The organism is Promicromonospora alba, assembly GCF_042654905.1.
In the GTDB taxonomy this organism is placed as follows: domain Bacteria; phylum Actinomycetota; class Actinomycetes; order Actinomycetales; family Cellulomonadaceae; genus Promicromonospora; species Promicromonospora alba.
Genome location: NZ_JBHSFI010000003.1, coordinates 241,820 through 266,135, shown reverse-complemented (window position 1 = coordinate 266,135; position 24,316 = coordinate 241,820). Strand labels below are relative to the sequence as shown.

General features: G+C 71.3%; 22 protein-coding genes and 1 tRNA gene. 16 read left to right on the top strand and 7 right to left on the bottom strand.

Annotation, left to right across the window (positions count from 1 at the left end):
* The first annotated feature begins 19 nt into the window (after window positions 1-19).
* From ACFO6V_RS06455 to gap, 6 genes are all read left to right on the top strand, one after another.
* On the top strand, window positions 20-709 hold the full coding sequence (locus tag ACFO6V_RS06455; RefSeq protein WP_377133406.1) for a FadR/GntR family transcriptional regulator: 690 nt from the start codon (window positions 20-22) through the stop codon (window positions 707-709).
* Entirely contained in the window at window positions 706-1,473 is a 768-nt protein-coding gene (locus ACFO6V_RS06450) for a creatininase family protein (RefSeq protein ID WP_377133404.1), read from the top strand. Before ACFO6V_RS06455 ends, ACFO6V_RS06450 begins: the two co-directional genes overlap by 4 nt.
* 100 nt (window positions 1,474-1,573) lie before the next feature.
* Entirely contained in the window at window positions 1,574-2,671 is a 1,098-nt protein-coding gene (locus ACFO6V_RS06445) for a CE1 family esterase (RefSeq protein WP_377133402.1), read from the top strand.
* Window positions 2,668-4,233, top strand: a complete 1,566-nt coding sequence (locus ACFO6V_RS06440; protein WP_377133400.1) for an AbgT family transporter — start codon at window positions 2,668-2,670, stop codon at window positions 4,231-4,233. Before ACFO6V_RS06445 ends, ACFO6V_RS06440 begins: the two co-directional genes overlap by 4 nt.
* 121 nt (window positions 4,234-4,354) lie before the next feature.
* Window positions 4,355-5,311, top strand: coding sequence for a GlxA family transcriptional regulator (locus tag ACFO6V_RS06435; protein ID WP_377133398.1), 957 nt, complete (start codon window positions 4,355-4,357; stop codon window positions 5,309-5,311).
* A gap of 200 nt (window positions 5,312-5,511) precedes the next feature.
* Window positions 5,512-6,510, top strand: coding sequence for a type I glyceraldehyde-3-phosphate dehydrogenase (gene gap, locus ACFO6V_RS06430; RefSeq protein WP_377133396.1), 999 nt, complete (start codon window positions 5,512-5,514; stop codon window positions 6,508-6,510).
* A gap of 86 nt (window positions 6,511-6,596) precedes the next feature.
* Here the strand turns inward: gap and ACFO6V_RS06425 are convergent, their stop codons facing one another.
* Entirely contained in the window at window positions 6,597-7,025 is a 429-nt protein-coding gene (locus ACFO6V_RS06425) for a protein-tyrosine phosphatase family protein (protein ID WP_377133394.1), read from the bottom strand.
* An 83-nt stretch (window positions 7,026-7,108) separates the two neighbouring features.
* Between ACFO6V_RS06425 and ACFO6V_RS06420 the strand changes: the two genes are divergently transcribed.
* Together ACFO6V_RS06420 and ACFO6V_RS06415 are read left to right on the top strand one after the other, a co-directional pair.
* Window positions 7,109-7,690, top strand: a complete 582-nt coding sequence (locus ACFO6V_RS06420; RefSeq protein ID WP_377133392.1) for a dihydrofolate reductase family protein — start codon at window positions 7,109-7,111, stop codon at window positions 7,688-7,690.
* A gap of 33 nt (window positions 7,691-7,723) precedes the next feature.
* Complete coding sequence (locus ACFO6V_RS06415; RefSeq protein ID WP_377133390.1) at window positions 7,724-8,278, top strand: hypothetical protein; 555 nt, start codon at window positions 7,724-7,726, stop codon at window positions 8,276-8,278.
* Between the two features lie 114 nt (window positions 8,279-8,392).
* Here the strand turns inward: ACFO6V_RS06415 and ACFO6V_RS06410 are convergent, their stop codons facing one another.
* On the bottom strand, window positions 8,393-10,012 hold the full coding sequence (locus ACFO6V_RS06410) for a beta-1,3-glucanase family protein (protein WP_377133387.1): 1,620 nt from the start codon (window positions 10,010-10,012) through the stop codon (window positions 8,393-8,395).
* A 231-nt stretch (window positions 10,013-10,243) separates the two neighbouring features.
* On the opposite strand from ACFO6V_RS06410, the gene ACFO6V_RS06405 reads away from it, so the two are divergent.
* Window positions 10,244-11,158: an alpha/beta fold hydrolase gene (locus tag ACFO6V_RS06405; RefSeq protein ID WP_377133385.1), complete on the top strand. Its 915-nt coding sequence runs from the start codon at window positions 10,244-10,246 to the stop codon at window positions 11,156-11,158.
* A gap of 113 nt (window positions 11,159-11,271) precedes the next feature.
* Entirely contained in the window at window positions 11,272-12,027 is a 756-nt protein-coding gene (locus ACFO6V_RS06400; RefSeq protein ID WP_377133383.1) for a class I SAM-dependent methyltransferase, read from the top strand.
* Between the two features lie 254 nt (window positions 12,028-12,281).
* Here the strand turns inward: ACFO6V_RS06400 and ACFO6V_RS06395 are convergent.
* From ACFO6V_RS06395 to ACFO6V_RS06380, 4 genes are all read right to left on the bottom strand, one after another.
* Window positions 12,282-12,353 (bottom strand) — tRNA-Val (locus ACFO6V_RS06395).
* A gap of 81 nt (window positions 12,354-12,434) precedes the next feature.
* On the bottom strand, window positions 12,435-13,283 hold the full coding sequence (locus tag ACFO6V_RS06390; RefSeq protein ID WP_377133381.1) for an aminotransferase class IV: 849 nt from the start codon (window positions 13,281-13,283) through the stop codon (window positions 12,435-12,437).
* A 13-nt stretch (window positions 13,284-13,296) separates the two neighbouring features.
* Entirely contained in the window at window positions 13,297-13,887 is a 591-nt protein-coding gene (locus tag ACFO6V_RS06385) for a dihydrofolate reductase family protein (RefSeq protein WP_377133378.1), read from the bottom strand.
* A gap of 56 nt (window positions 13,888-13,943) precedes the next feature.
* The gene (locus tag ACFO6V_RS06380; RefSeq protein ID WP_377133376.1) at window positions 13,944-14,903 is read right to left on the bottom strand and encodes a hydroxyacid dehydrogenase; all 960 of its coding nucleotides are present in this window, start codon (window positions 14,901-14,903) and stop codon (window positions 13,944-13,946) included.
* A 183-nt stretch (window positions 14,904-15,086) separates the two neighbouring features.
* On the opposite strand from ACFO6V_RS06380, the gene ACFO6V_RS06375 reads away from it, so the two are divergent.
* From ACFO6V_RS06375 to ACFO6V_RS06365, 3 genes are read left to right on the top strand one after another with little or no spacing between them, the layout of a single operon-like run.
* A complete protein-coding gene (locus tag ACFO6V_RS06375) occupies window positions 15,087-16,418 on the top strand; it encodes an ABC transporter substrate-binding protein (RefSeq protein ID WP_377133374.1) in 1,332 nt (443 codons plus the stop codon).
* A gap of 28 nt (window positions 16,419-16,446) precedes the next feature.
* The gene (locus ACFO6V_RS06370) at window positions 16,447-17,451 is read left to right on the top strand and encodes a carbohydrate ABC transporter permease (RefSeq protein WP_377133372.1); all 1,005 of its coding nucleotides are present in this window, start codon (window positions 16,447-16,449) and stop codon (window positions 17,449-17,451) included.
* Complete coding sequence (locus tag ACFO6V_RS06365; RefSeq protein ID WP_377133370.1) at window positions 17,448-18,389, top strand: carbohydrate ABC transporter permease; 942 nt, start codon at window positions 17,448-17,450, stop codon at window positions 18,387-18,389. Before ACFO6V_RS06370 ends, ACFO6V_RS06365 begins: the two co-directional genes overlap by 4 nt.
* A gap of 8 nt (window positions 18,390-18,397) precedes the next feature.
* Here ACFO6V_RS06365 and ACFO6V_RS06360 read toward each other — a convergent pair whose 3' ends face one another.
* Window positions 18,398-19,417 (bottom strand): LacI family DNA-binding transcriptional regulator, encoded by a 1,020-nt coding sequence (locus ACFO6V_RS06360; protein ID WP_377133368.1) that lies wholly within the window; start codon window positions 19,415-19,417, stop codon window positions 18,398-18,400.
* Between the two features lie 51 nt (window positions 19,418-19,468).
* Here ACFO6V_RS06360 and ACFO6V_RS06355 point away from each other — a divergent pair, with 51 nt between their 5' ends.
* The 3 genes from ACFO6V_RS06355 to ACFO6V_RS06345 are packed head-to-tail and all read left to right on the top strand — an operon-like array spanning window position 19,469 to window position 24,305.
* The gene (locus ACFO6V_RS06355; protein WP_377133366.1) at window positions 19,469-20,425 is read left to right on the top strand and encodes a family 43 glycosylhydrolase; all 957 of its coding nucleotides are present in this window, start codon (window positions 19,469-19,471) and stop codon (window positions 20,423-20,425) included.
* Window positions 20,422-22,617 (top strand): alpha-galactosidase, encoded by a 2,196-nt coding sequence (locus tag ACFO6V_RS06350; protein ID WP_377133364.1) that lies wholly within the window; start codon window positions 20,422-20,424, stop codon window positions 22,615-22,617. Before ACFO6V_RS06355 ends, ACFO6V_RS06350 begins: the two co-directional genes overlap by 4 nt.
* A gap of 20 nt (window positions 22,618-22,637) precedes the next feature.
* Window positions 22,638-24,305 (top strand): glycoside hydrolase family 43 protein, encoded by a 1,668-nt coding sequence (locus tag ACFO6V_RS06345; RefSeq protein WP_377133362.1) that lies wholly within the window; start codon window positions 22,638-22,640, stop codon window positions 24,303-24,305.
* Window positions 24,306-24,316 lie beyond the last annotated feature (11 nt).

Genomic DNA, 24,316 nt, shown 5'->3' with positions numbered 1-24,316 from the left:
AAGTGATTTAGTCACTTTCATGACTCAAGGTAGAGCCTCGTTCTCGGAGCAGCTGGCGGACGACATCGTCGAGCTGATCCGCTCCGAGAGCCTCGGACCCGGCGACGTGCTGGAGTCCTCCCGCGACCTGGCCAAGCGGTTCGCCGTCACCACCCCGACCGTCCGCGAGGCGCTGCGGCGCCTCGAGGCCACCGGCGTGGTCGAGCTGCGGCACGGCTCCGGCACGTACATCGGGCCGGGCCTCGAGCGGTCGGTGCTGGCCAACCCGCACCGGCCGCACATCACCAGGGCCTCGGTGATCGAGCTCGTCCAGGCCCGCCTGGTCATCGAGCCCGGCATCGCGGCGCTCGCCGCGAGCGCCCGCGACGCCGCGGCGCTGCAGCGTCTGGAGGCCGCCACGGCGACGGCGCTGCAACCCCCGGTGCACGGGTTCCGCCCGGCGCTCAACTTCCACGTGGAGCTGGCGGCGGCGTCGGGCAACGGCCTGCTGCGCGAGACGGTGGAGGCGCTGCTGCACGTGCGGGCCCCCGAGCAGACGGAGATCCGGTTCCGGTACGACGACCGCCAGCGGGACCATACCGAGCACCTGGAGATCCTGGGGGCGGTGCGCGACGGCGACGGCGCGGCCGCCGAACGGCTCACCCGGGAGCACCTGACGACCATCCGGGAGTCGCTGGAGGCGGCGGACTTCGGCAGGGACGCGTCGTGAGCGCGCCGGTCCGCCTGGCGGAGATGACGACGCGGGAGGCCGCCGACGCCGCGGCTCGCGGCACGATCGTGCTGATCCCCGCCGGTGCGCTGGAGCAGCACGGGCCGGGCATGGCGCTCGGGACCGACCTGTTCCGCGCCGAGGCGGTGGTGGAGCGGGTCGCCGCGAACCTGGCCGGCCGGGTGGTGGTGGGCCCGTCGCTCCCGGTGGGGGTGTCGCCGCACCACATGGCGTTCGCCGGCACGGTCACGCTGACGACGGGGACGTTCGCCGCCGTCGTGCGGGAGTACGTGACGAGCCTGCACACCCACGGCTGGACCCGGTTCCTGGTGGTGACCGGGCACGGCGGCAACAACGCGACGCTGACGACCGTGGCGCAGGACCTGCTGGTCTCCCACCCCGGGATCCAGCTCGCCTGGTCGCCCCTGACCTCGCTCGCCGGCGACGCGGTGGCCGCGATGGACCCGAGCGCCGTCCACGGGCACTCGGGCGAGGCCGAGACGGCGCAGATGCTGCACATCGCACCGCACCTGGTGCACACCGACCGCCTCGAACCCGGCACCACCACCCCGGACCAGCTCGACGGCGTCTCCCGGACGGCGCGCTACCACGCGCAGCCCGCGCTCACCCTCCCGTACGACCGACTCAGCCCCAACGGTGTGCTCGGCGACCCCCGCCGAGCGACCGCCGAGGACGGCGCCGCCATCGTCAAGGCCATGGTCGGCCGCATCACCACGTTCCTCGAGGACTGGCTGGCCGCCTAGCCCGGCCCCTCGCACCGGCTGGACCGAACCCCACGACGCACCTGGCCCGCCAGGTGTCCATCCCGTCATGCCCGGACACGGGCACCAGGAAAGGACTCGCATGTCAACGACGACAGCATCATCCGCCCCCGCAGGCGCCGGGGGAGCCCGGCGCCGGCCCGGCCGGCGCGCCGCGCTCCTGGCCGCGCTGGCGCTCGCGGTCTCCGGCCTCGCCGGTCCGCTCGGGGCCACCACGGCCTCCGCCGCACCCGCGCTGCCCGACGCCGCGACACCGCCGTCGGGCAGCGCGCACCACTACCGCGACCCGGCCCGCTCGGCCGGGTGCGGGACCGACCCGGGCCAGGCGCCGGGCAGCAGCGTGCTGCGCACGCTCACCAGCGACGGCCGCGAGCGGACCGTGCAGCTGCACCTGCCCGACGGGTACCGCAGCGACCGTGCCTGGCCGGTCGTGCTCGTGTTCCACGGACGCGGCAACACCGGCGCGGGTACCGAGGCGTTCTCGGGGCTCGACGCCCTGCCGGCGATCGTGGCCTACGGCAACGGCGTGGTCGGCACCGGCGACGGCGACCGGCAGGCCTGGGAGGGCGCGCCCTACTCGGCGCCCGGGGTCGACGACATCGCCTACACGAACGACCTGCTGGACACCCTGGAGTCGGACCTCTGCGTCGACGCCCGGCGCGTGTACGCGACCGGCAAGTCCAACGGCGCGGGCTTCACCGGCATCCTGGCCTGCGAGCTGTCGGACCGGATCGCGGCGGTCGCGCCCGTGGCCGCAGCCTTCTACGGCACCGGCCACCCGGACTGTGAGCCGCAGCGGCCGGTGCCGGTGATCGAGTTCCACGGCACCGCCGACGCCACCATCCCGTACGACGGCGACGCCGACCGCGGTCTCCCGGCCGTCCAGGACTGGGCGGGCGGCTGGGCCGAGCGCAACGGGTGCGCCATCAGGCCCCGTGTCGAGGAGACCGCCGACGACGTGACCACCTACCGGTGGACCCGGTGCGACCGCGGCGCCGACGTCACGCACGTTGCGGTGCTCGGCGGCGGCCACACCTGGCCGGGGGAGGACAGCTACTCCGGCGGCGGCTACGCGACGCACAGCATCGAGGCGCACGAGGTCATGTGGGAGTTCCTGCACGACGAGCGCCTGCCGGTCCGGTTCCTGGCCGAGCGTGCCGGACAGGGGACGGCGTCATGACCGCCACGTCCACGCCCGGCACCGCTCCCGGGACCTCAGGCCCCGAGCCGGACCGCCTGCCCGGCGTGCTGCGCGCGCTCGCCGTCGTCGAGCGCCTCGGCAACGCCCTGCCGCACCCGTTCTGGCTGTTCTGGATCCTCGCGGGCATCCTCGGCGCGCTCAGCGCCGCGCTCGCCGCAGCCGGCGTCTCCGTGGTCTCGCCGGCCGACGGCGAGGAGGTGGTGGTCCAGAACCTGCTCAGCGGCGAGGGCCTGGCCATGGCCGTCTCCACCGCCGTCGACAACTTCGCCACGTTCGGCCCGATGGGCACCATCGTCGCCGTGATCATGGGCGTCGCCATCGCCGAGCGCACCGGGTTCCTGTCGGCGGCCATGAAGGTCTCGGTCTCCCGCGTGCCCGTCGGGTGGGTCGTGTTCGCCGTCGCGTTCGCGGGCACCGTCTCGCACGTCGCGAGCGCCGCCGCCTACATCATCCTGGTGCCGCTCGGCGGGCTCGCGTTCCGGGCGGTCGGCAAGTCGCCGATCCTCGGCGTCGTCGTGGCCTACACGTCCATCGCGTCGGGCTACGACGCGAGCCCCGTGCCGACGCCGAACGACGCCATCTTCGCGGGCATCACCACGGAGGCCGCGCGGATCATCGACCCGAACGCGTACGTCTCGCCGGTCAGCAACTGGTACTTCAACATCGCGTCCTCGCTGCTGCTGGCGATAGTGATCACCCTGGTCACGAACCTGGTGCTCGCCAAGCGGCCCGACCTCGACGCCGACCCCGACGCGGACCTGGACGACGTCGAGGGCCTGGAGCTCTCGCCGCGCGACCGGTCCGCGCTGCGCGCGGCGATGCTCAGCGGCCTCGTCGGCATGCTGGCGGTCGTCGCGGTGGTGCTGCCGCCGTCGTCCCCGCTGCGTGGCGAGGGCGGGAGCCTCACCGAGTCGCCGTTCCTGGACGGGATCGCCGCGATCGTGGCCGTGCTGTTCGCGCTGGTCGGCATCGTGTACGGATGGCGGTCCGGCGCGATCACCAAGGCGGCCGACGTGCCGCGGCTGATGGCCGAGGGCGTACGCCAGATGGCGCCCGTGCTGGTGCTGTTCTTCGCCATCGCGCAGTTCCTCGCGTACTTCGACTGGACGCACATCGGCGACGTGATCGCCGTGAACTCCGCGGAGGCGCTGGAGTCGACGGGCGTGCCGATCTGGGCGGTGTTCCTCGCGATCCTCGCCCTGCTGTCCCTGGTCAACGTGCTCGTGACCAGCGGCTCGGCGATGTGGGCGCTCGCGGCACCGATCGTCGTGCCGATGCTCATGCTGCTGGACGTGCCGGCAGAGACCACTCAGGCGCTGTTCCGCATCGCCGACTCCGGGTCGACGGCGATCACGCCCATGAGCCCGTACTTCATCATGGCGCTCGGGTTCCTGCAGCGGTACCGCAAGAGCGCGGGGATCGGCACCCTCGCGTCCTACACGCTGCCACTGGCCGTGTGCATGACGCTGGCCTGGACCTGCTTGTTCTTCGCCTGGTGGGCCCTCGGCATCCCGCTGGGCCCAGGCGCCCCGGTGCGCTGATCCTGGCAGGCGTGGCCTGCGGCCCTGACTCGACGTACCAGGTACGCCGGGTCAGGGCCGCAGGCCCGCCGCCACCCAGAGATTCTGACCTGCGCCGCGGGCGCCGCCTACGATGCGAGGCGTGACCGTGTCGCGCCGGAAGAACCACCAGATCGCCGTGCTGGTGCTGGAGGGCGCCAAGCCGCTCGACGTCGGCATCCCCGCGCAGGTGTTCTCGAACCGGCCGAGCATGCCCTACGAGGTGCGGGTCTGCGGCGCGGCGCCCGGGCTGGTGACCGGCGGCGACGGCCTCTCGTACCACGTCGCCGAGGGCCTCGACGCCCTCGAACGGGCCGACACCGTGTTCGTCCCCGGCTACCGGACGCCGGCTGCCGCCGACCCGCCCGCCGTCGTCGTCGACGCACTCAAGGCCGCGCACGCGCGCGGGGCCCGGCTGGCCGCCATCTCGACCGGGGCGTTCGCCCTGGCCGCGACCGGGCTGCTCGACGGCAAGCGGGCCACCACGCACTGGCACTACACGAGGGCGCTCCGCGAACGCCATCCGCTGGTCCAGGTGGACGAGAACGTGCTGTTCGTCGACGAGGGTGGCGTGCTCACGTCGGCGGGTGCGGCGTCCGGCATCGACCTGTGCCTGCACCTGGTGCGGCGCGACCACGGCGTCGGGCTGTCCAACCACGTCGCCCGCAGGCTGGTGGCCGCGCCGTACCGCAGCGGGGGACAGGCGCAGTACGTGCCGCGCAGCGTCCCCGAGCCGCTCGGCGACCTGTTCGCCGAAACGCGTGCCTGGGTGCTGGAGCATCTGGCCGAACCGCTGACCCTCGACGCGCTGGCGCGCAACGCCCGGGTCTCGGCACGCACGTTCTCGCGGCGGTTCGTGGAGGACACCGGGTACACGCCGATGCAGTGGGTGCTCCGGGCGCGGGTGGACCTGGCGCGGGAGCTGCTGGAGCGCAGCGACCTGAGCGTGGAGCAGATCGCGCACCGCGTGGGGCTGGGCACCGCGGCCAACCTGCGCCTGCACTTCCACCGGATCCTCGGCACGTCCCCGACGGAGTACCGGCACACGTTCTCTGCGTGACCTGTCAGAAAGCCCCGCACGTGTCAGACGCTCAGGTCACTCCGGTGACCTGAGCGTCTGACACGTGCGGGACTCTCTGACAACGCGGCAGAGGCGTGGCGAGATCCTTGCGGACGGTGGCGTTATGTCTGGCGTGATGCTTGCGCACCATGGCTTTCCAGCCGCTTTCGGTGTCGCATCCACGCGCGCAGAGTGGAGGCATGACACGCATCGCCATCAACGGCTTCGGCCGCATCGGACGTAACTCCCTCCGCGCCCTGCTCGAGCGCGACAGCGACCTCGAGGTGGTCGCGATCAACGACCTCACCGCCCCGGACGCCCTCGCTCACCTGCTCAAGTACGACAGCGCGCTCGGCCGCCTCGGCCGCTCCGTGGAGGTCGACGGCGACGAGCTCGTCGTCGACGGCCGCCGCATCAAGGTGCTCGGCGAGCGCGAGCCCGCCAAGCTGCCGTGGGCGGAGCTCGGCGTCGACATAGTGCTCGAGGCCACGGGCCGGTTCACCTCCGCCGACGCCGCCCGCGCGCACCTCGACGCCGGCGCTCGGCGGGTGCTGGTCAGCGCTCCGTCGGCCGGTGCCGACGTCACGCTCGCCTACGGCGTGAACACCGACGTCTACGACCCGGCCAAGCACGTGATCGTCTCGAACGCCTCGTGCACCACGAACGCGCTGGCCCCGCTGGCCGCCGTCCTGGACGACCTGGCCGGCATCGAGCACGGGTTCATGACCACCGTGCACGCGTACACCCAGGAGCAGAACCTGCAGGACGGGCCGCACCGCGACCTGCGCAGGGCCCGCGCAGCCGCCGTCAACATCGCGCCCACGACGACGGGCGCGGCCAAGGCGATCGGCCTCGTGCTGCCGAACCTGAACGGCAAGCTGTCGGGCGACTCGATCCGCGTGCCCGTGCCGGTCGGCTCCCTCGTGGAGCTCAACACGACTGTCGAGCGCGAGGTCACCCGGGACGACGTCCTCGCGGCGTACCGCGCCGCGGCCGACGGGAAGCTCAAGGGCATCCTCGACTACTCCGACGAGCCGCTGGTCTCCAGCGACATCACGGGGGAGGCGGCGTCCGCCATCTTCGACGCCGCGCTGGTCCGCGTCGAGGGCAAGCACGTCAAGGTGGTGGCCTGGTACGACAACGAGTGGGGCTTCTCCAACCGCGTGATCGACACGCTGGAGCTGCTCGCACGCGACTGACCGGCGTGCTGAGGAAGGTCGGTAGAACGTCAGGTGATCGGTAGCTCGGACTGCCGACCACCTGACGTTCTACCGACCACCGCCCGTCACCTTGACGCGAACTCACCGATCCAGCGCTTCTGCCGCCGGGTCTCCACCGCGCGCGGGTGGTAGTTCGCGCGGACCCAGGCCACGGCGTCGTCGGCCGGGACCCCGCTCATGACCGCGAGGACCGCCAGCGCGGTGCCCGTACGTCCGATCCCGCCGCCGCAGGCGATCTCCACGCGTTCGGACGCCGCCCGCGTGTGCGCCTCGCGCAGCGCGGTCACCGCCTGCACTGTCGAGTCGGGCAGGCGGAAGTCGCGCCACCGTACCCACCGGTACTCCCAGCCGGGCACCCGCGGGTCGCGGCCGAGCAGGTAGACGGCGAGGTCCGGAGCGGGCGAGTCCTTGCGCGGACGGCGCAGCCCCGTGCCCCGGACGCGGCGGCCGTCGGGGAGCTCGACGACGCCGTCGGTCATGTCCCACTGATGCATCGCCCCAGCGTAGTGAGCCGCCCACCGATGATTCCTGAGGTTCTCCGCAGTCGGACAGTCAGAGAAACCGGAGGGAGAAGACGATGGGCAAGGTCCTCACGCACATGACGATGTCCCTGGACGGCTTCATCGCGGAGCCGGACGACCAGATCGGGGAGCTCTTCGAGTGGTACGACGGCGGTGACGTCAGCGTGCCGAGCGCGAACAAGGACGTCACGTTCAACGTCGACGAGGCCAGCGCTGCCATGCTGCGCGACCTGGTCATGGAGGCGGGCGCACTGATCTCGGGGCGGCGGCTGTTCGACATCACCGACGGCTGGGGTGACAACCACCCGGCCGGCGCACCCGTCGTCGTGGTCACGCACCATGCTCCGGAGGACGCGCACCGGTGGCCCCGGACCACGTTCGTCGACGACGTCGGCGCGGCCGTCGCGCGGGCGCGGGAGATCGCAGGCGACAAGGACGTGACCATCGCGAGCGCGAACGTGGCCCAGCAGGCGCTCACGCTGGGCCTGGTGGACGAGGTGTGCGTCAGCCTCGTGCCCGTGCTGTTCGGCGAGGGCATCCCGTACTTCGCGAACCTGGGCGGGCACCACCTCCTGGAGGACCCGGTGGTGGTCCAGGGGCGCCGGGCGCTGCACCTGCGTTACCCCGTGCGGCGCTGACGAGCCCGACCCGTGCGTGCCAGGATGAGTGGCATGGCGACGAGCTCCCGCATCCAGGCAGTCGAGCGCGCGACCGGCAGGAGCTGGGACGAGTGGCTCGAGTACATGGCGCGGATCGGCGCCCCTGAGCTGACCCACCACCAGATCGCCGCCGCGGTCATCGGGGAGCTGGACGGCAAGGTCGACAACCTCGGGTGGTGGGCACAGTCGACCGCGGTCGCGTACGAGCAGTACATCGGCCGGCGCATACCCGGCCAGCGGCCCGACGGCACCTTCCAGACGAGCGTCAGTAAGTCGACGTCGCTCGGCATGGAGGCCCTCATGGAGGCCTGGACCCGGTTCGCGGACGGCAACCCGGACGTGGACGGGCTGGTCGAGGGTGAGGTCCGGGTCAGCGGTACGGAGAACCGCATCACCTGGCGGGCCAAGGCCCGCGAGGGCGAGTCCGTCATCGTCATCAGCGAGCCCAAGAAGAACGGGACCGCCTCGCTCGTCGTGCAGCACCTCGGGTCGCCGACGCCGGAGCGCAACGACGAGGTGAAGGAGCTCTGGCGGACCATAGTCTCCGGGTTCGTGGCCGGTCTCTGAGCCGCTCGCCGGTCGAACCCACCTCGCCGGTCGAGCCGTATCCGTTGGTCGGGCTTGTCGAGACCCCAGATCTCGACAAGCCCGACCATCGAGTTTGCTAGACCAACAAGGGACCTAGAACGTCCAGCGCTGCGTCTCCGCGCCGGAACAGGTGCGGATCTCGAGCCGCTGGCCGTCCCGCAGCGGGGTGCCCCCGGCCGCCGTCAGGCACTTGCCTGACTGGGGATTGACCACCGCCCGGGAAGCGGACTGGTAGGTCCAGTTCTGCGCACCGGTCCCGTTGCAGTTCCACAGCTGCACGACGGCGCCGTCGGCCGTGCTGCCGCCCGAGATGTCCATGCACTTGCCCAGTGCGCTCAGCGTGGAGCCCGACCGGGCCCACGTCTGGGCGGCGTTACCACTGCAGTTGACGATCTGGAGCGGGTTCCCGTCGGCCGCGTCGGCCCACGGGACGTCGACGCACATGCCGTTCGCCGCGCGCACCGGCCCAGTGCCGGCCGGGAGGGCCGAGGAGCCGCCGTCGCCCCCGCCGCCGTCGGACCCGGCGATCGGCGTTGCCGCGCCCTGGAACGGGTCGAGCTGGATGTAGGCGGCGGACGGGTTGCCGTCGTGCACCAGGGACTCCTGCGCCAGGACGTCGTCGAAGGCGAAGCCGTAGGCCTTGCCGTTCGCCATCTGCTGGTGGATGTACTTGGAGTAGTAGTCCGTGACGGACTCCTGGTAGAAGCCCGAGGTGCTGGTGCCGGGCTGCGTGGTCGTGGTCAGGAGCGTCGAGCGGTGGAAGCCGGCGCACAGGGTGCGGGCGATGGCGCCGATGTCGTTGTTCGGGGCGGCAAGATCCTTGTAGCAGCCGAAGACCGAGTCGCTCGACGGCTTGCGGAACTCCGTGACGTACGCGCCCGAGGCGTTGGTGAACCGCATGACGCCGTTCACCACGCGGCCCGTGAACCGGGCGGCCGGGTCGTAGGAGTAGGGCGCGACGATGAGGTTTTCGCCTGAGTACTTGGTCCAGACCCGGTCGATGTAGCTGCCCAGGATGTTCGTGTCGATCTGCCCGGTCCCGATGGCGTGCCCGGGCGCGAGGACCCGCAGCAGCGACCCGTCGGGGGCGCGCTGGGCCAGGTTGTTCCAGCCGGGAGTGCCGGCCAGGGCGTTGACGACGTTCTGGTAGCCGTCCGGCTTGAGCATCCCGGTGCTGATCACCGTGCCGTCCGCCTTGCGCAGGCCCGTCTGGTACGGGGCCGAGAGGAAGTCGACCTGGGTGCTGTTGATCCAGAGGCCGTCGTTGTTCAGCGTGAACTCGGTCCAGCTGAACAGCTTGTTCCGGTTCGGGTCGCTCGGGTTCTGCACCGCCGGCTGGACCAGGCGGCCGTCGTTGACGACCTTGAACGACAGCTTGCTGCCGTACGAGAAGTACACCCGACCCGACATCTTGGGCAGCTGGATGGTCTTCGACTGCCCGTCCGCCGGGCCGGCGATCGAGGCGTCGGGCGCGTCGACCGGCGTCCCGCCCACGGTGGGCCAGGGGTGGAACGTGCCTCCGGCGTCGGACCAGCCGAGCCGGCCCGTGTGCGGGTCGCCCAGGACGTAGATGAAGACCTGGTCACCGCGGCCGGAGTCGTTGGTGATGGTCAGGGGGATCGTGGCGGGGACCGCGGTGGCGGCCACGGGCTGGGTGACGACGAGTGCCGTCGCGGTGATGGCGAGGACGCCGAACGCGGCTATCGCGTTCACCAGCCTGCGGAGTCTGGGCCTGCGAGTGCGTGACCGTGTTCGTGACATGGGATCTCCTCGTTCCGGGTGGTACGTCGTTGTACTTACGGGACTGTCAGCAACAAAGCGGATATTAGTGAGGATTCCTGACTATGTCACTAGTCGGGCACGATCTCGTGAGTCGACGACGGTCCGGCTAGCCTCGATCGAAGCGGAATCCGGCCGATCGAGGACTCATCGAGGAGGGTCCCCATGAAGGTGACCAGCAAGCCGCGCCACCGCACGATCGACGTCGACGGGCTCGAGATCTTCTACCGGGAGGCGGGTGACTCGGATGCTTCCGGTGATTCGAGCCCGCCCTGCGTGCTGCTGCTGCACGGCTTCCCGAGCTCGTCGCACCTCTTCCGGCACGTGATGTCGCCGCTGGCCTCGGTGGGTCGTGTCGTGGCCCCGGACCTGCCGGGCTTCGGGTTCTCCGCCTCGCCGGGTGTCGACGGGTACGAGTACACGTTCGCGCACCTCGCGGACACGGTAGAGGCGTTCCTGGAGCGGATCGGGGTCGACAGGTTCTTCGTGTACCTGCACGACTTCGGTGCCCCTGTCGGGTACTACCTCGCCACGCGGCACCCGGAACGGATCCTCGGGCTCATCGTCCAGAACGGCAACGCGCACGACGACGGCCTGGGCAGCCAGTGGGACAGCGCCCGAGCCTTCTGGGCCGACCCCTCGGAGGAGAACCGGGCCCGCCTGCCCGAATGGCTCAGCTACGAGGGCGTCCGCGACGAGTACGTGAGCGGGCTGCCGGACCGGGTGCGTGTGCTCCAGCCGCCCGAGTCGTGGCACCTGGACTGGGGGCGGATGTCGCGGCCCGGGAACCTCGAGGCCCAGTTCGAGCTGTTCCGCGACTACGCGAGCCACGTCGCCCGGTTCGACGAGATCGCCGACTACCACCGGACCCACCAGCCGCCGTGCCTGGTGCTGTGGGGGCGGCACGACACGTACTTCGACCTGGCCGAGATCATGGGCTACGCCCGGGTGCTCGACCGGCTGGAGATGCATGTCTACGACGCCGGACACATGCTGCTGGAGACCCACTGGCCGGAGTGCGCGGCGGTGACGGGGGAGTTCGTCAGCGATGTGACGGCGGAGCCGCCGCTCCACACCTGACCTCGGTTCAGCAGACTCAGGGACTGTCCTTGCTAAAACCCTTGGTGCCCGGTTCGCGTCGCTGATGGACTGACGTCCCGCCGTGAGTCTGCCGTGTGACGGAGGTAGTGGTTGTGACGGAATATGACGCGCTTGCCGAGGTGTACGAATGGCTCATCTCAGATGCAAAGCTGCCGCCGGCCGAGTTCGCTGCGTCGTTCGATGACGTCCTCGGTCTCCTGCCGTCGAACGCTCACGTCCTCGACTGCTCGTGCGGAACCGGACAGCTGGCGGTGGGCCTCGCCGGTCGCGGCATCCAGGTTGCCGCAACCGACGCCAGCGAAGCGATGGTTCGCCGGACCGCAGAGCTGTCCGAGGAGTTCGGGACATCTGTCCGGGCCCTGCGGGCGAGCTGGGAAGAGTTGCCCGACCATTTCGAGGACGACACGTTCGACATGGTGTTCTGCGTCGGCAACTCGCTTCACCATGCCGCGGGTGCGGCGGGCAGGGGTGCTGCTCTGGAGTCGATGGCACGGCTCCTGCGGCCTGGCGGGCGCTTGGTGCTCACATCCCGCACCTGGGAGCTCGTGAGGGCCAGAGGTTCCCGCCTGGACATCAGGGACCGGCTGGTCCGCCGGAACGGTCGCGATGCCGTCGTGGTCTACCGCTGGGAGATTGCGCCGCACTGGGAGGATGAGCACCACATCGAGATCGCGATCGCACAGGTTGAAGCGACCGGGCTGGTTCTTGTCCGCTCGGAACTGCTGTCCTGCTGGCCGTACCGGTACGAGGAACTCGAAGTCGAGCTGCACCGGGTCGGACTCCGGACCGAAGTGAGCACGTTCGATCTTGAGGCCGAGAACTACATGGTGGTCGCGAGCAAGATATAGCCAACGGGCTCCTACCGTTCGGGAGCACCATCACCGTGCACGGCCCGGCCGAAGTCAGGGCCCGCCTCCACGACCTCGCGGTCAAGCTCTTCCACCACCACGCACCGCTGGACGGTTGACCACAGCAGTTCCTGCCAGCTGAGCCCGCGTTCTGGCAGCAACTGCTGTGCTCAACGCCAGGTCGGTTGCCAGCCAGGCAACGCGAAAGGCCCTCCAACCAGCGTTTCCGCTGGCTGGAGGGCCTTCTCTCACGGTGGGCGATACTGGGATCGAACCAGTGACCTCTTCGGTGTGAACGAAGCGCGCTACCCCTGCGCCAATCGCCCGTGCTGCTCACCCGCTAGGGCGTGCGTGGACGATATTAGCCTGGTTCGAGCGCGGATGCGAAATCCAATCGCCCAGGCGCGTCAGGGATCGAGCCGCTCCCGCATGTTCCGCTCGAACAGGTCGCGCGCGGCGCTCGACAGCTCGCCGATCTGCAGGTCCACACCGTCCAGCCACACCGTCGGCTGCACGTTCCGCACCGACCCGGTCAGCAGCATCTGCGCCTCGCCGGCCGCCACCCGGTCGAGCACGGAGAGCGGCAGCTCGCCGTCCTTGGCCTCGCGCACGGGCAGCCCCGCCTCGGCGCCCCACTCGAGCAGCAGCTCGCGCGTGATCCCGGCCAGGCAGCCCACGCTGAGCGGGGGCGTGACGAGCTCGCCGTCGATCTCCAGGAACACGTTCGAGCCGGTGCCCTCGCACAGCAGGCCCTGCGTGTTCGCGAACACCGACTCGTCGGCGCCCTTCTTGATCGCGTCGGCGAGCGCCACGACGTTCTCGGCGTAGGACGTCGTCTTCAGGCCCGCGACCGCGCTGTTCTCGTTACGGGTCCAGGGGGAGCGTGCGGCTCGCCCGGTCGGCACGACGACGGCGGGGGTCGCCGCGACGACCACCGTCTGCGGCCCGTCGGACCGCCCGGACCCGAGCGGCCCGACGCCGTCGGTCACCGTGATGCGCAGGCGCCCGGCGTCGGGTGCGGCGGCGAGGACTGCGTCGACGCCGTCGCGCACCCAGCTCAGGTCGAGGGGTGCCATGCCCATGCCTGCCGCCGAGCGTTCGAGCCGCGCGAGATGTCGCGTGAGGGCGAACGCGTGGTCGTCGACGACCGCGCAGGTCTCGAAGACGCCGTCGCCGACAGTGATGCCGTGGTCCACCGCGCTGAGCGCGGCCTCGTCGGGCGCGACCATGCGCCCCTCTGCCCAGATGACCGTCATGCGGCCCAGTCTGTCACCGGCGCAGGGTCACGTGCGTGACCTCGGGCGTGTGCCGCACGGAGGTGGAGCTGAACTCGATGGGCGGCACGCCGTCGAACACGCGGGTGCCCGCGCCGAGCGTGAACGGCACGACGTGCAGCCGCAGCTCGTCGACGTGGCCCGCGGCGAGGTACTCGTTGAGCGTCGTCGCCCCGCCGGCGATGGAGATGTCGCGGTCGCCTGCGACCGCGCGAGCCTGTTCCAGGGCGCTCTCGATGCCGTCGGTGACGAAGTGGAACGTCGTGCCGCCCTCCATCGGGATCGGGTCGCGCGCGTGGTGGGTGAGGACGAAGACGGGTGCGTGGTACGGGGGGTTGTCGCCCCACCAGCCCTTCCACTCCGGGTCCAGCGGCCCGCGGCCGGCGGTGAACATGTTGCGGCCCATGATGTACGCGCCGGCGCCCACGATGGCGTCCACCTCGGCCTTGTGCGCGTCTCCGTACTCGAACATCCAGGTGTGCAGGCGTTCGCCCGCGAGCGGCCCGAACGGGTGCTCCAACGACTGGTCGTGCCCTGCGGAGTAGCCGTCGAGTGAAACTGCCAGGTCTGCTTTCACGATTCCCATGCCCGGTACGACGACGGACGCCCCGAGAACTCATCGGTCGGTGCGCGCCCGGTGTCCTACCGCCGGGCGAGCTGCTCGATCTCAGCTACCGCGTTGTCGCCGAGTCTGCTCAGCTCGTTGCCCATCGAGCCAGCGATGTGCGGCGTGAGCAGCACGTTCGGCAGGCTCCACAGCGGATGGTCCGCGGGCAGCGGCTCGGGCTCGGTGACGTCGAGGACCGCGTCGATCCGGCCGGTCACCAGCTCGGCGACGAGCGCGTCGGTGTCCACCAGGGCCCCGCGTGCGGTGTTGATCAGCGTGGCGCCGTCGGGCAGGAGAGCGAGCCGGCGCGCGTCGATCATCTGCCGGGTCTCCGGGACGTCGGGGGCGTGGACCGAGACCACCGTGCACGTGGCCATCAGCTCGTCGAGCTCGACCTTGTGCACGCCGAGGTCGCGGGCGCCGTCGTCGGTCAGGTAGGGGTCGAAGACCGACACGGCCAGGTCGAAGGGGCGCAGCAGCTCGATGGTCTGCCGGCCGATGCACGAGGCGCCCACGATGCCCACCCGGCGGCCGTGGTTGCCCGCCTGCGGGAACGCCTGCTCGCGGTCGATGAACGCGCGCCGCTCGGCGTAGAGCCGGGCGGAGGGCAGCGTCTGCTTGCCCGCCAGCAGGATGAGCGCGAGCGTGAGCTCGGCCACCGGCCGCCCGTTGGCGGCGCGGGCGTCGGTCAGCGTCATCCGGCGCTCGCGGGCCGCGGGGCCGAGCAGCCCGGCCGCACTGCCGCCGGTATGCACGACGGCGCGCAGCCGGGGCGCCGTCGCCATCACGGCGTCGGTGAGGAGGCCGGCGCCCCAGCCGGTGACGAGTACGTCGCAGTGCTCCAGCGCCTTCGCCGCGTCCGGCGTGGTGAGGTCCTCCAGCACCTCCGGCCACACGTGCGCCACGGCCGCGAGCCGACGGTGGGCCGCGTCGTCGAAGAGCCGTTCCGCGAGCGCCGCGGGGCGCATGGTGAGCACGACGTTGAGTGGTTCCATCTCTACCTCCAGGTCCGGCAAGCAGGATAACGTTGTCCTCGGACGCAGGGAAGGCCTGGGGTGCGGCGAGGTCAGAAATGAGACGGCTGCTTGACACCGGGGGGCAGGCCGCTAACCTGAGAACGTTTTCCTGCGTTGATCCCGACGCAGCTCAAGGACGAGTACTTCTCAAAGGGGAGAGCCATGATCAGAACACGCGCCCGCTGGGCGACCGCCGGCCTCGCCGTCACGGCGCTGACCGGCCTGAGCGCCTGCTCGGCCGGCGACGCGCCCGCCGCCGGCACGCCGGACGAGGCCGCAGGCCCGGCCACCATCGAGGTCTGGGGCTGGAACGCCGAGACCGGCGAGCAGATCGCCGAGGCGTTCAACGAGGCCCAGGACGACGTCACCGTCGAGTACGTGCTGCAGGCCAGCAACACCGCCACGCAGACCAACTTCCAGAACGCGATGGAGGCCGGTTCCGGCGTCCCGTGCCTGGTGCAGGGTTTCGCGCCGCTGACGACGATGGTCGTCAACGGCTGGGCGCAGGACATCAGCGCGCAGGTAGAGGCCTCCGCGGACCTGTACAACGAGGGCGCCCTCGCCGCGGCGCAGGTCGACGGCCGGTACTACGGGCTGCCCAGCGGCTCCGACGGCCAGTTCTACATCGCGAACCAGAAGACGTTCGACAAGTACGACGTCGAGGTGCCGACCACCTGGGACGAGTTCGTCGAGGCGGGCCGCGAGCTGAAGGAGCACGGCGTCGACATCACGAACCTGGCCGGCGAGGACCCCAGCATCCTGATGAACCTGGCCCAGCAGGCGGGCGCCGAGTGGTTCGCCATCGACGGCGACCAGTGGGTGGTGAACTTCACCGACGACCGCACGCTGGCCGCTGCCGACGTGATTCAGCCGCTCATCGACGAGGACCTGGTCTCCAACCAGACGTACATGGACAAGCCCGCGCTGCTCGAGTACTTCGACTCGGGCAAGATGGCGTCCACGACCACGCAGTGGTGGTCGCTCACCGGCTACCAGACCGGGTTCCCCGACTCCTCGGGTGACTGGTCGGCGCACCCCATCCCGCAGTTCGCCGACGCCGCGGAGCCCGTGACCCCTGGCCGCACGCTCCCGTCGTTCGTGCCGGAGGGCTGCGAGAGCCCGGAAGCGGTAGTGGCGTACTCCGACTGGCTCACCACGCCCGAGGCGATCGAGGCCGGGCGGAACAAGGAGACCGGCGCCGTCGGGTTCCCCGTCCAGATCCCCGACGCTTCCCCCTATGTCGAAGAGGTCGTCCCGAAGGACTTCTTCGTCGACGACAAGGTCGCGGGCGAGGAGATCGTCGCGGCCCAGGAGCGCGTGATCGGCAAGTTCGAGCTCGGCCCGAACTACGACGCCTGGTTCCCCGAGCTGCAGGACCAGTGGGGCAAGGCGGTAGCCGGCGAGATCACCCTCGCCGAGGCGCTCGAGGCGGTCCAGACGTTCGTCGCCTCCGACCTGGACGCCAAGGGCATCTCCTACACCGTCGCCGAGTGAGCTGCTGATCCACGAGGGGAGGACGCCGATGTCCGTCAACACGCAAGACAAGCACGCCACCGCGCGCGAACCGGTCGCCGGGTCGCCACCCGGCGGTCGCCCCGGGCACGGCTCCTCGCCTCGTGGGCGCGGCCCGCGCTGGACCTGGCGCACCGCGCAGAGCGTCAAGGGCGCCTCGCTCACCTTCCCGTTCCTGGCCGGCTTCACGCTCTTCGTCCTCGTGCCGGTCGGCATGGCCCTGCGGGAGAGTGTCTACGCCACGAAGTCCACGGGCGGCCTCGGCTTCGGCGGCCAGACCGTGTCCTTCGTCGGCCTGGACAACTTCGCCGCCGGTCTCGCCGACGGCAACTTCTGGGCGGGCATGCTCCGGGTCTTCCTGTACGCCCTGGTGGTGGTTCCGGTGACCCAGGTCCTGAGCCTCGCCATGGCCCTCCTGCTCGACGCCGCGCGACGCCGGACCGCCGCCCGGTTCCGCATAGCGCTTCTGCTGCCGTACATGGTGCCGGGCATCGTCGCGACGATGGTCTGGATCTTCCAGTACAGCCCCACCGTCGGGCCGCTGACCCCGTTCTTCGAGGCCCTGGGGCTCGACCTGAACTTCTTCTCCAGCTCGATGGTCTGGGTGTCCATGGGCAACCTCGCGGTCTGGGGTGCCCTCGGCTTCACCATGCTCATCCTGTACGGCTCGCTCCAGTCGGTGCCGCACGAGATCTTCGAGGCGGCACGGCTGGACGGCGCGTCCGAGCTGCGGATCGCCTGGTCCATCAAGGTCCCCTTCGTCCGCGGGTCGCTCGTGCTGACGTCGCTGCTCTCGATCATCGGCACGCTGCAGCTGTTCGACCAGCCCCTGCTGTTCCGGGCGGTCACCCCGGAGACCATCACGCGGGACTTCACCCCGGCGATGATGATCTACGACCAGGCGTTCAAGGTGGGCAACCTCAACTACGCCACCGCTCTGTCGGTCATCCTCGCCCTCGTCGTCGGTGTCGCCTCCGCGATCATCTACCGCTTCACGAACAGGGAGGACTCATGAGCGACACGACGCTCGTGCCCGAGGCCGCCACCGCCGCACAGCCCGTACGCACGCGAGGACGCCGTCGTCGCGGGGCCGACGACAGCTCCTCCATCGCGGAAGCCCGGGGCTCCTCCCGCTGGGTGGTCCTCGGGGTGCTGGTCGCCCTGACGCTCTACGCCGTCGGGCCGCTGTGGTGGCTGCTCGTCGCGGCGACCAAGAACCAGCGCGACCTGTACACCACCAACGGGCTCTGGTTCAGCAGCTTCAACCTGTGGGAGAACGTCAGCACCCTGTTCACCTACCAGGACGGGATCTTCGGCCGCTGGCTGTGGAACACGGTCGTCTACGCGGGGCTCGGCTCGCTCGGGCTCACCCTCGTGGCGCTCGCCGCCGGGTACGGCATCGCGAAGTACCGGTACCGGGGGCGCGGCCTGACGATGGGCCTGATCATCGCGTCCTTCCTGATCCCGGGCTCGCTCATGATCGTGCCGAGCTTCGTGCTGTTCGTGCAGCTGGGCCTGTACGACACGATCTGGGCGATGATCCTGCCCGGCATGTTCGGGTCGTTCTCCGTCTACCTGGCCAAGGTCTACGCGGAGGGCGCCGTACCGACGGAGCTCATGGAGGCCGCCCGCATCGACGGCGCGGGAGAGTACCGGATCTTCTTCTCCATGGGGCTGCGCCTGCTGTCCACTGCGGGCGCGACCATCTTCCTGCTGCACTTCGTGGCGTCGTGGAACACCTTCATGTGGCCGCTGGTCTTCCTCAAGGGCGTCGAGAAGTGGCCGGTCATGCTCGGCATGTACTCCTGGCTGCAGCGCGGCACCGACAGCACCGTGGACCTGACCAGCCTGGTCCTGACGGGATCGCTCGTCTCGACGATCCCGATGGTGGTGCTCATGATCGCCCTGCAGCGCTACTGGCGTTCGGGCGTCACGCTGGGGAGCCTCAAGTAGTGGCCGGCTCAGCCCTTCGGCGGGGCGGTCGACTCGCGCACGACGAGCTGCGGCGTGCTGACCGACGACGCCACGCCCTCCTCGCCATCGACCACCTGGGCCAGGAGGCCGAACGCCCGGGCGCCGAGGTCCTCGAAGTCCTGGTCCACGGTGGTCAGGGACGGTCGCCACAGGGCGACCAGCGGCTGGTCGTCGAAGCCGACCACCGAGATGTCGCCGGGGACGTCGAGGCCCCGGTCGGACAGGGCCCGCATCAGGCCCAGCGCGATGTCGTCGTTGGCGCAGAAGACCGCCGTGACGTCGCTCATCCCGGCGATCCGCTCGCCCCACCGGTAGCCGGCGCTCGCGTCCCACTCCGCCCGCATGATCTGCGGGACGGGGGCGCCGGCGGCGGCCAGGGCCGCGCGCCAGCCGTCGGTGCGGCCCGAGTGCTTGCCCTCGGTGGGGCCGGCGATGTGGTGGACGGTCTTGTGGCCGAGGTGGAGCAGGTACTCGGTCGCCTGGCGGCCCGCCGTCCGCTCGTCGATCAGCGCCGCCGGGACGTTGCCGGTACGGCGCGAGCCACCGCCCGCGACCACCACGGCCAGCCCTTCGGGCAGCGCCCGGGCGGCGTTGATGCCCGCTCGGTCGAACTCGAGCACGATCACGCCCGCCGTGGGCTGCGCGAGCGTGAGGTCGATGGCGGCGCGCACGTGCTCGTCGTCGCCGGACTCCACGACGGTGATCGACACCGTCATGCCGGCCCGGCGGGCGGCCGTCTCGACGCCCTGCAGCGTGCGGGCGTAGCCGTAGTTGGCGGTCGCGCCCGCGAGCACGGAGACGAGCGTGCGCCGGCCGGAGCGCATCGAGCGGGCGGCGCCGTTCGGGCGGTACCCGAGGGTCTGCACCGCCTCGTGCACGCGCTGCGCGAGCTCGGGCGCCACGTACTTCGAGCCGTTGAGGACCCTGGAGACGGTAGGCACCGAGACCTCCGCTGCCCTCGCGACATCGGCGAGGACAGGGGCTCGGTACGACTTCGGACTGGCCATGAGCCGAGCATACGGCAGCTGATAACGTTTTCCCCACCCGAGGAGAGTTGAGTGCCCACCCCACCGCGCGCCCCACGTGGCGTCATCGCACCAGGACGGCTCTTCGCCGATGACCAGGGCGCCATCGCTCAGCTGCACGGCGTCGGCATCCAGAAGTTCGGCGACCTGTTCTACGCCTGGGGCGAAGACAAGACGAACGGCGGAACCTTCGGGGGAGTGGCCTGCTACTCGTCACCCGACCTCGCGACCTGGACCGCGCACGGGCACGCCCTGGCCGTCTCGCCCGACGTCCCCGACCTCGCCCCCGGGCGCGTGATCGAACGCCCCAAGGTGCTGCGCAACCCCGGCGGGACGTACGTGATGTTCCTGCACGTCGAGTCCGCCGACTACGCCTACGCCCGCGTGGGCTGGGCAGTGGCCGACCAGCCCGAGGGTCCGTACACCTACCTGCGCAGCGAGCGCCCGCTCGGCAACATCAGCCGGGACATCGGCGTCTTCGCGGACGACGACGGCACCGGGTACCTGCTGTCCGAGGACCGCGAGCACGGCCTGCACGTCTACCGGCTCTCCGCCGACTACCTGGCGGTCGAGGAGATCGTGTCGACGACGCTCACGCCGCCGAGCGACCACCCGGCGGGCCCGCACGGCTACGAGTCGCCGGCGCTGGTCAAGGTGGACGGCCTGTACTACCTGTTCGGCTCCGACCTGACGGGCTGGTCCACGAACGACAACAAGGTGGCGACGGCGTCGTCGCTCGCGGGGCCGTGGAGCGACTGGGCGGACTTCGCGCCGCCCGGCTCGGCCACCCACGACTCGCAGACCTCCACGATCGTCACCGTGCACGGCTCCCTGACCACCAGCTACGTCTACGTCGGCGACCGGTGGGACAGGGACGACCTGTTCCACTCCGCGCCCGTCTGGCTCCCGCTGCGGATCGCCGACGGCGCCGCCCGGCTCGAGTGGCGCGACACCTGGACCATCGACCCCACGACGGGAGTGATCGCATGACCGTGACCCTTCCCGGCCTCGAGGACGACACCGAGCAGCGGATCGAGTGGGGCAACGACGTCGTCCGTGTGGCGATAGCGCACGGCCCGCACACCGCGCCGCGGCTCGTGGCGCTGTGGCATGTGGGCGAGGGGCGACCGGACCTCGCCGGCCTGCGCCGCTGCGCGCTTCCCGTGCTGGAGGTCGCGGTGCTCGGTGACGGCAGGTCCGGCACGTCCGGCAAACGGCACGTCGACGGCGCCGCGGGCCAGCGGATGCGGCTCGTCGGCACGAAGGAGGAGGCGGCCGAGGGCCCGGACGGCGGCCCCGTCCGGCGTCTCCTGCTGCACCTCTCCGATCCGGACACCGGCCTGCGCGCCACCGTGCACTACGAGCTCGCCGACACGATCCCCGTGCTGCGGACCTGGGCGCAGCTGGCGGCCGACCGTGAGCTGGTGCTCGACCACGTCACCACCGGCGTCGTCTCCGGGCTCGGCCACGCCGCCCGCTGGGAGACCGAGCTGGCGGTGTGGGAGGCGGCCAACCCCTGGAGCGGCGAGTTCCGCTGGCGCCGGTCCACGCTCGCCGAGCGCGGCCTGTACGACGTCGGCATGGTGCGGTTCGGCCAGGTCGGCTCCAAGAACCGGATCAGCCTCACCTCGACCGGCGCCTGGTCCACCTCCGAGCACCTGCCCATGGGCCTGGTCGAGGACACCCGCACCGGCCGGCTGCTCGCCTGGCAGGTCGAGACCAGCGGCGCGTGGCACACCGAGCTCGGCGACCGGTACGACGACGTCTACGTCGCCGCCATGGGCCCGACGGCGCACGAGCACCAGTGGGCCGGTCATCTCGACGTCGCCACCGGCTTCAGCAGCATCCCGGTGAGCCTCGCCGTCGTCCCCGGCGCGGCGGCCGGAGCCGAGGCGACCCTGGGCGTCATGGGCGCCGCGCTCACCGCCCACCGCCGTCGGACCCGGCGGCCCCACCCCGACCACGACACCCTGCCCGTCGTCTACAACGACTTCCTGAACACCCTGATGTCCGACCCGACCACCGACCGTGAGCTGCCGCTGATCGCGGCCGCCGCCGACCTCGGCGCCGAGTACTACGTGATCGACGCCGGCTGGTACGACGACGAGAACGGCGGCTGGTGGGACTCCGTCGGCCAGTGGGAACCCTCGACCACCCGGTTCCCCGACGGCGGCCTCGGCGGTCTCATCGACCGGATCCGCGCCCACGGCATGCGGCCCGGCCTCTGGCTCGAACCCGAGGTCGTCGGCGTACGCAGCCCCGTCGCGCACACCCTCCCCGAGGAGGCGTTCTTCCAGCGCCACGGCCACCGCGTCGCGGAATGGGGGCGCTACCAGCTCGACCTGCGCCACCCCGCCGCACGCGAGCACCTCGACACCGTGGTCGACCGGCTCATCAGCACCTTCGGGCTCGCCTACCTCAAGCTCGACCACAACGTCGACATCGGCCCCGGGACCGACGCCGGCACGGGCGAGGCCCCCGGAACCGGGCTCCTGGAGCACGGCCGCGCCTTCCTCGACTGGGCGGGCAGCGTCATGGACCGCCACCCCGGCCTGGTCATCGAGGCCTGCGCGGCCGGCGGGTCGCGCACCGACGCGGCCACCGGCAGCGTCTTCCCCGTCCAGTCCGTCACCGACCAGCAGGACTACCGGGCCACCCCGCCCATCGCCGCCGCCGCACCCCTTGCCCTCCCGCCCGAGCAGACCGGGGTCTGGGCCTGCGTCGACGGCACCATGGACCGCGAACAGCTCGCCTTCTCCCTGGTCACGGCCCTGCTCGCCCGCGTGCACCTGACCGGCCGCGTCGACACGCTCGACGCCGACCAGCGCGCCGTCGTCCGGGAGGCGCTCGCGGTCTACCGGGCAGTGCGCCCCGCCGTCGGCCGCTCGATGCCGGTGTGGCCGCTCGGACTGCCGGGCTGGCGCGACCCCTGGATCGTCCAGGGCGCGCGCGACGGCGACCACCTCTACGTCGCGGTCTGGCGCCGGGGCGACTCTGGCGACGGCGCGCCCGACACCTTGCGGGTGCCGCTGCCTGGCCGGGCCGCCGACGAGGCGGTGGAGGTGCTGTATCCGCGCTGGGGCGGCGAGTCGGTCGCAGTGGTCGACGACGGACGTGCGCTGGAGCTCAAGCTCCCGGCGCTGACGTCGGCGCGTTTGCTACGGGTCCGGGTGGCCTCGTGAGCGGCCCGGCGGCCGGTCTGGTGAGTGAACCTGTGGCCGGGCCGGTCCGCACGGCGGTCAATCCAGTGGTGCGCGGCTTCGCCCCGGACCCGTCGGTCATCCGCGTGGGGGACTGGTACTACCTCGCGACCAGCTCGTTCGAGTGGTTCCCCACCATCCCGCTGTACCGTTCGCGCGGCCTCGCGGACTGGGAGCCGGCCGGGGCCGTCGACACCGCCGCGCCCGGCCGGTCGCTCCTCGGGGTGCCCGACTCGGGCGGGATCTGGGCACCTGCGCTGAGCCACGCCAACGGCGTGTTCTGGGTCGTGTACTCGATAGTCCGCTCGCTCGGCACGCGGCACTTCGACCTGGAGACGTACCTCTGCACGGCGTCCGACGTCGGCGGCCCGTGGTCGGAGCCCGTGCGCGTGCCCGGTCACGGGTTCGACCCGTCGCTGCTGCACCACGACGGCCGCCACTACCTGCTCAACCTGCAGAACGACTCGCGGGTCGGCGGGCGGCGGTTCGACGGGATAGTGCTCACCGAGCTGGAGGTCCCGTTCGCCGACGGAGTGCCCGGCCGGGTGCGAGCGGTGGGCCCGACCCGCCTGCTGCTGCAGCGTGACGAGCTGGTCGAGGGACCCAAGATCACCGTCCACGACGGCTGGTTCTACCTCCTGCTGGCGCAGGGCGGGACCGGCGTCGAGCATGGGGTGCTGGTTGCCCGGAGCCGGTCGCTGACCGGGCCCTACGAGGTGGACGACGTCCCGCTGCTCACCTCGCGGGACGACCCGGCGGTCCCGCTGCAGAAGGCCGGGCACGGCGAGCTGGTCCAGACGCCGTCGGGCGAGTGGTACCTGACCCACCTGGCGTCCCGGCCGCTGCAGACGATGGCTGGGCCACGCAACACTCTCGGCCGGGAGACGGCGGTGCAGCGTGTGGTCTGGACCGACGGCTGGCCCCGGCTGGCCCAGGACGGCTGGCACCCGGTGTCGGAGGTGGAGGTCCCGGCCGTGACGGCCACCGCAACCGCCGTCGGCCAAGCCGACGACCAACGGCGTGGTGGGCTCGACGTCGCTCCCGGGTGGCCGTGGTCCACGCTGCGCGAACCGCCGGGGGACTGGGTCGAGAAGCTGCCGACCAGCCCTGACGAACCAGCCCGGGTCCGAGTGCGGGGCCGACAGTCCGCCGAGTCGCTGTGGCAGCAGTCTCTCCTGGCCCAGCGCCTGACCGAGCACCACGCCGAGGTTGAGGTCACCGTCGACGCCGAGCCCACGACGTTCACCCAGTCCGCCGGGCTGATGCTCTGGTACGACACCACGTCGTACTACCAGCTCCACGTCACCTGGACCGAACCAGAGGGCGAGCCCCAGGCAGGCCAGCAGTGGGCCGGGGGCGAGGGCCGCCGCGTGCTGGTCCTCACCCACGGGCATCCGGACGGCGCCCGGATCCTGGCGACCGTCGACCTTCCCGGTGGCCCGGTACGGCTGCGCGCGCGGATCGACGGCGCCACGGCGCGACTGTCCTCGGCGTCCGGCGACGGGCCATGGACGCAGGTGGGACCGGACGTGGACTTCAGCGAGCTGTCCGACGACTTCGGCCCGCGGCTGCGGTTCACCGGCGCAATGGTGGGCATCAGCGCGGTCGATCTGGTCGACGGCACCTTCACCGCCGACTTCTCCGCCTGGTCTCTTCGCCCCCGCGTCTGACCGGCGCACGC

Bases quoted from the DNA above. Each gene is read 5' to 3' on its own strand.
- ACFO6V_RS06455 (WP_377133406.1), top strand. From the start codon at position 20: ATGACTCAAGGTAGAGCCTCGTTCTCGGAGCAGCTGGCGGACGACATC.
- ACFO6V_RS06445 (WP_377133402.1), top strand. From the start codon at position 1,574: ATGTCAACGACGACAGCATCATCCGCCCCCGCAGGCGCCGGGGGAGCC.
- ACFO6V_RS06440 (WP_377133400.1), top strand. From the start codon at position 2,668: ATGACCGCCACGTCCACGCCCGGCACCGCTCCCGGGACCTCAGGCCCC.
- gap (WP_377133396.1), top strand. From the start codon at position 5,512: ATGACACGCATCGCCATCAACGGCTTCGGCCGCATCGGACGTAACTCC.
- ACFO6V_RS06425 (WP_377133394.1), bottom strand. From the start codon at position 7,025: ATGCATCAGTGGGACATGACCGACGGCGTCGTCGAGCTCCCCGACGGC.
- ACFO6V_RS06420 (WP_377133392.1), top strand. From the start codon at position 7,109: ATGGGCAAGGTCCTCACGCACATGACGATGTCCCTGGACGGCTTCATC.
- ACFO6V_RS06415 (WP_377133390.1), top strand. From the start codon at position 7,724: ATGGCGACGAGCTCCCGCATCCAGGCAGTCGAGCGCGCGACCGGCAGG.
- ACFO6V_RS06405 (WP_377133385.1), top strand. From the start codon at position 10,244: ATGAAGGTGACCAGCAAGCCGCGCCACCGCACGATCGACGTCGACGGG.
- ACFO6V_RS06390 (WP_377133381.1), bottom strand. From the start codon at position 13,283: ATGACGGTCATCTGGGCAGAGGGGCGCATGGTCGCGCCCGACGAGGCC.
- ACFO6V_RS06385 (WP_377133378.1), bottom strand. From the start codon at position 13,887: ATGGGAATCGTGAAAGCAGACCTGGCAGTTTCACTCGACGGCTACTCC.
- ACFO6V_RS06380 (WP_377133376.1), bottom strand. From the start codon at position 14,903: ATGGAACCACTCAACGTCGTGCTCACCATGCGCCCCGCGGCGCTCGCG.
- ACFO6V_RS06375 (WP_377133374.1), top strand. From the start codon at position 15,087: ATGATCAGAACACGCGCCCGCTGGGCGACCGCCGGCCTCGCCGTCACG.
- ACFO6V_RS06370 (WP_377133372.1), top strand. From the start codon at position 16,447: ATGTCCGTCAACACGCAAGACAAGCACGCCACCGCGCGCGAACCGGTC.
- ACFO6V_RS06365 (WP_377133370.1), top strand. From the start codon at position 17,448: ATGAGCGACACGACGCTCGTGCCCGAGGCCGCCACCGCCGCACAGCCC.
- ACFO6V_RS06360 (WP_377133368.1), bottom strand. From the start codon at position 19,417: ATGGCCAGTCCGAAGTCGTACCGAGCCCCTGTCCTCGCCGATGTCGCG.
- ACFO6V_RS06350 (WP_377133364.1), top strand. From the start codon at position 20,422: ATGACCGTGACCCTTCCCGGCCTCGAGGACGACACCGAGCAGCGGATC.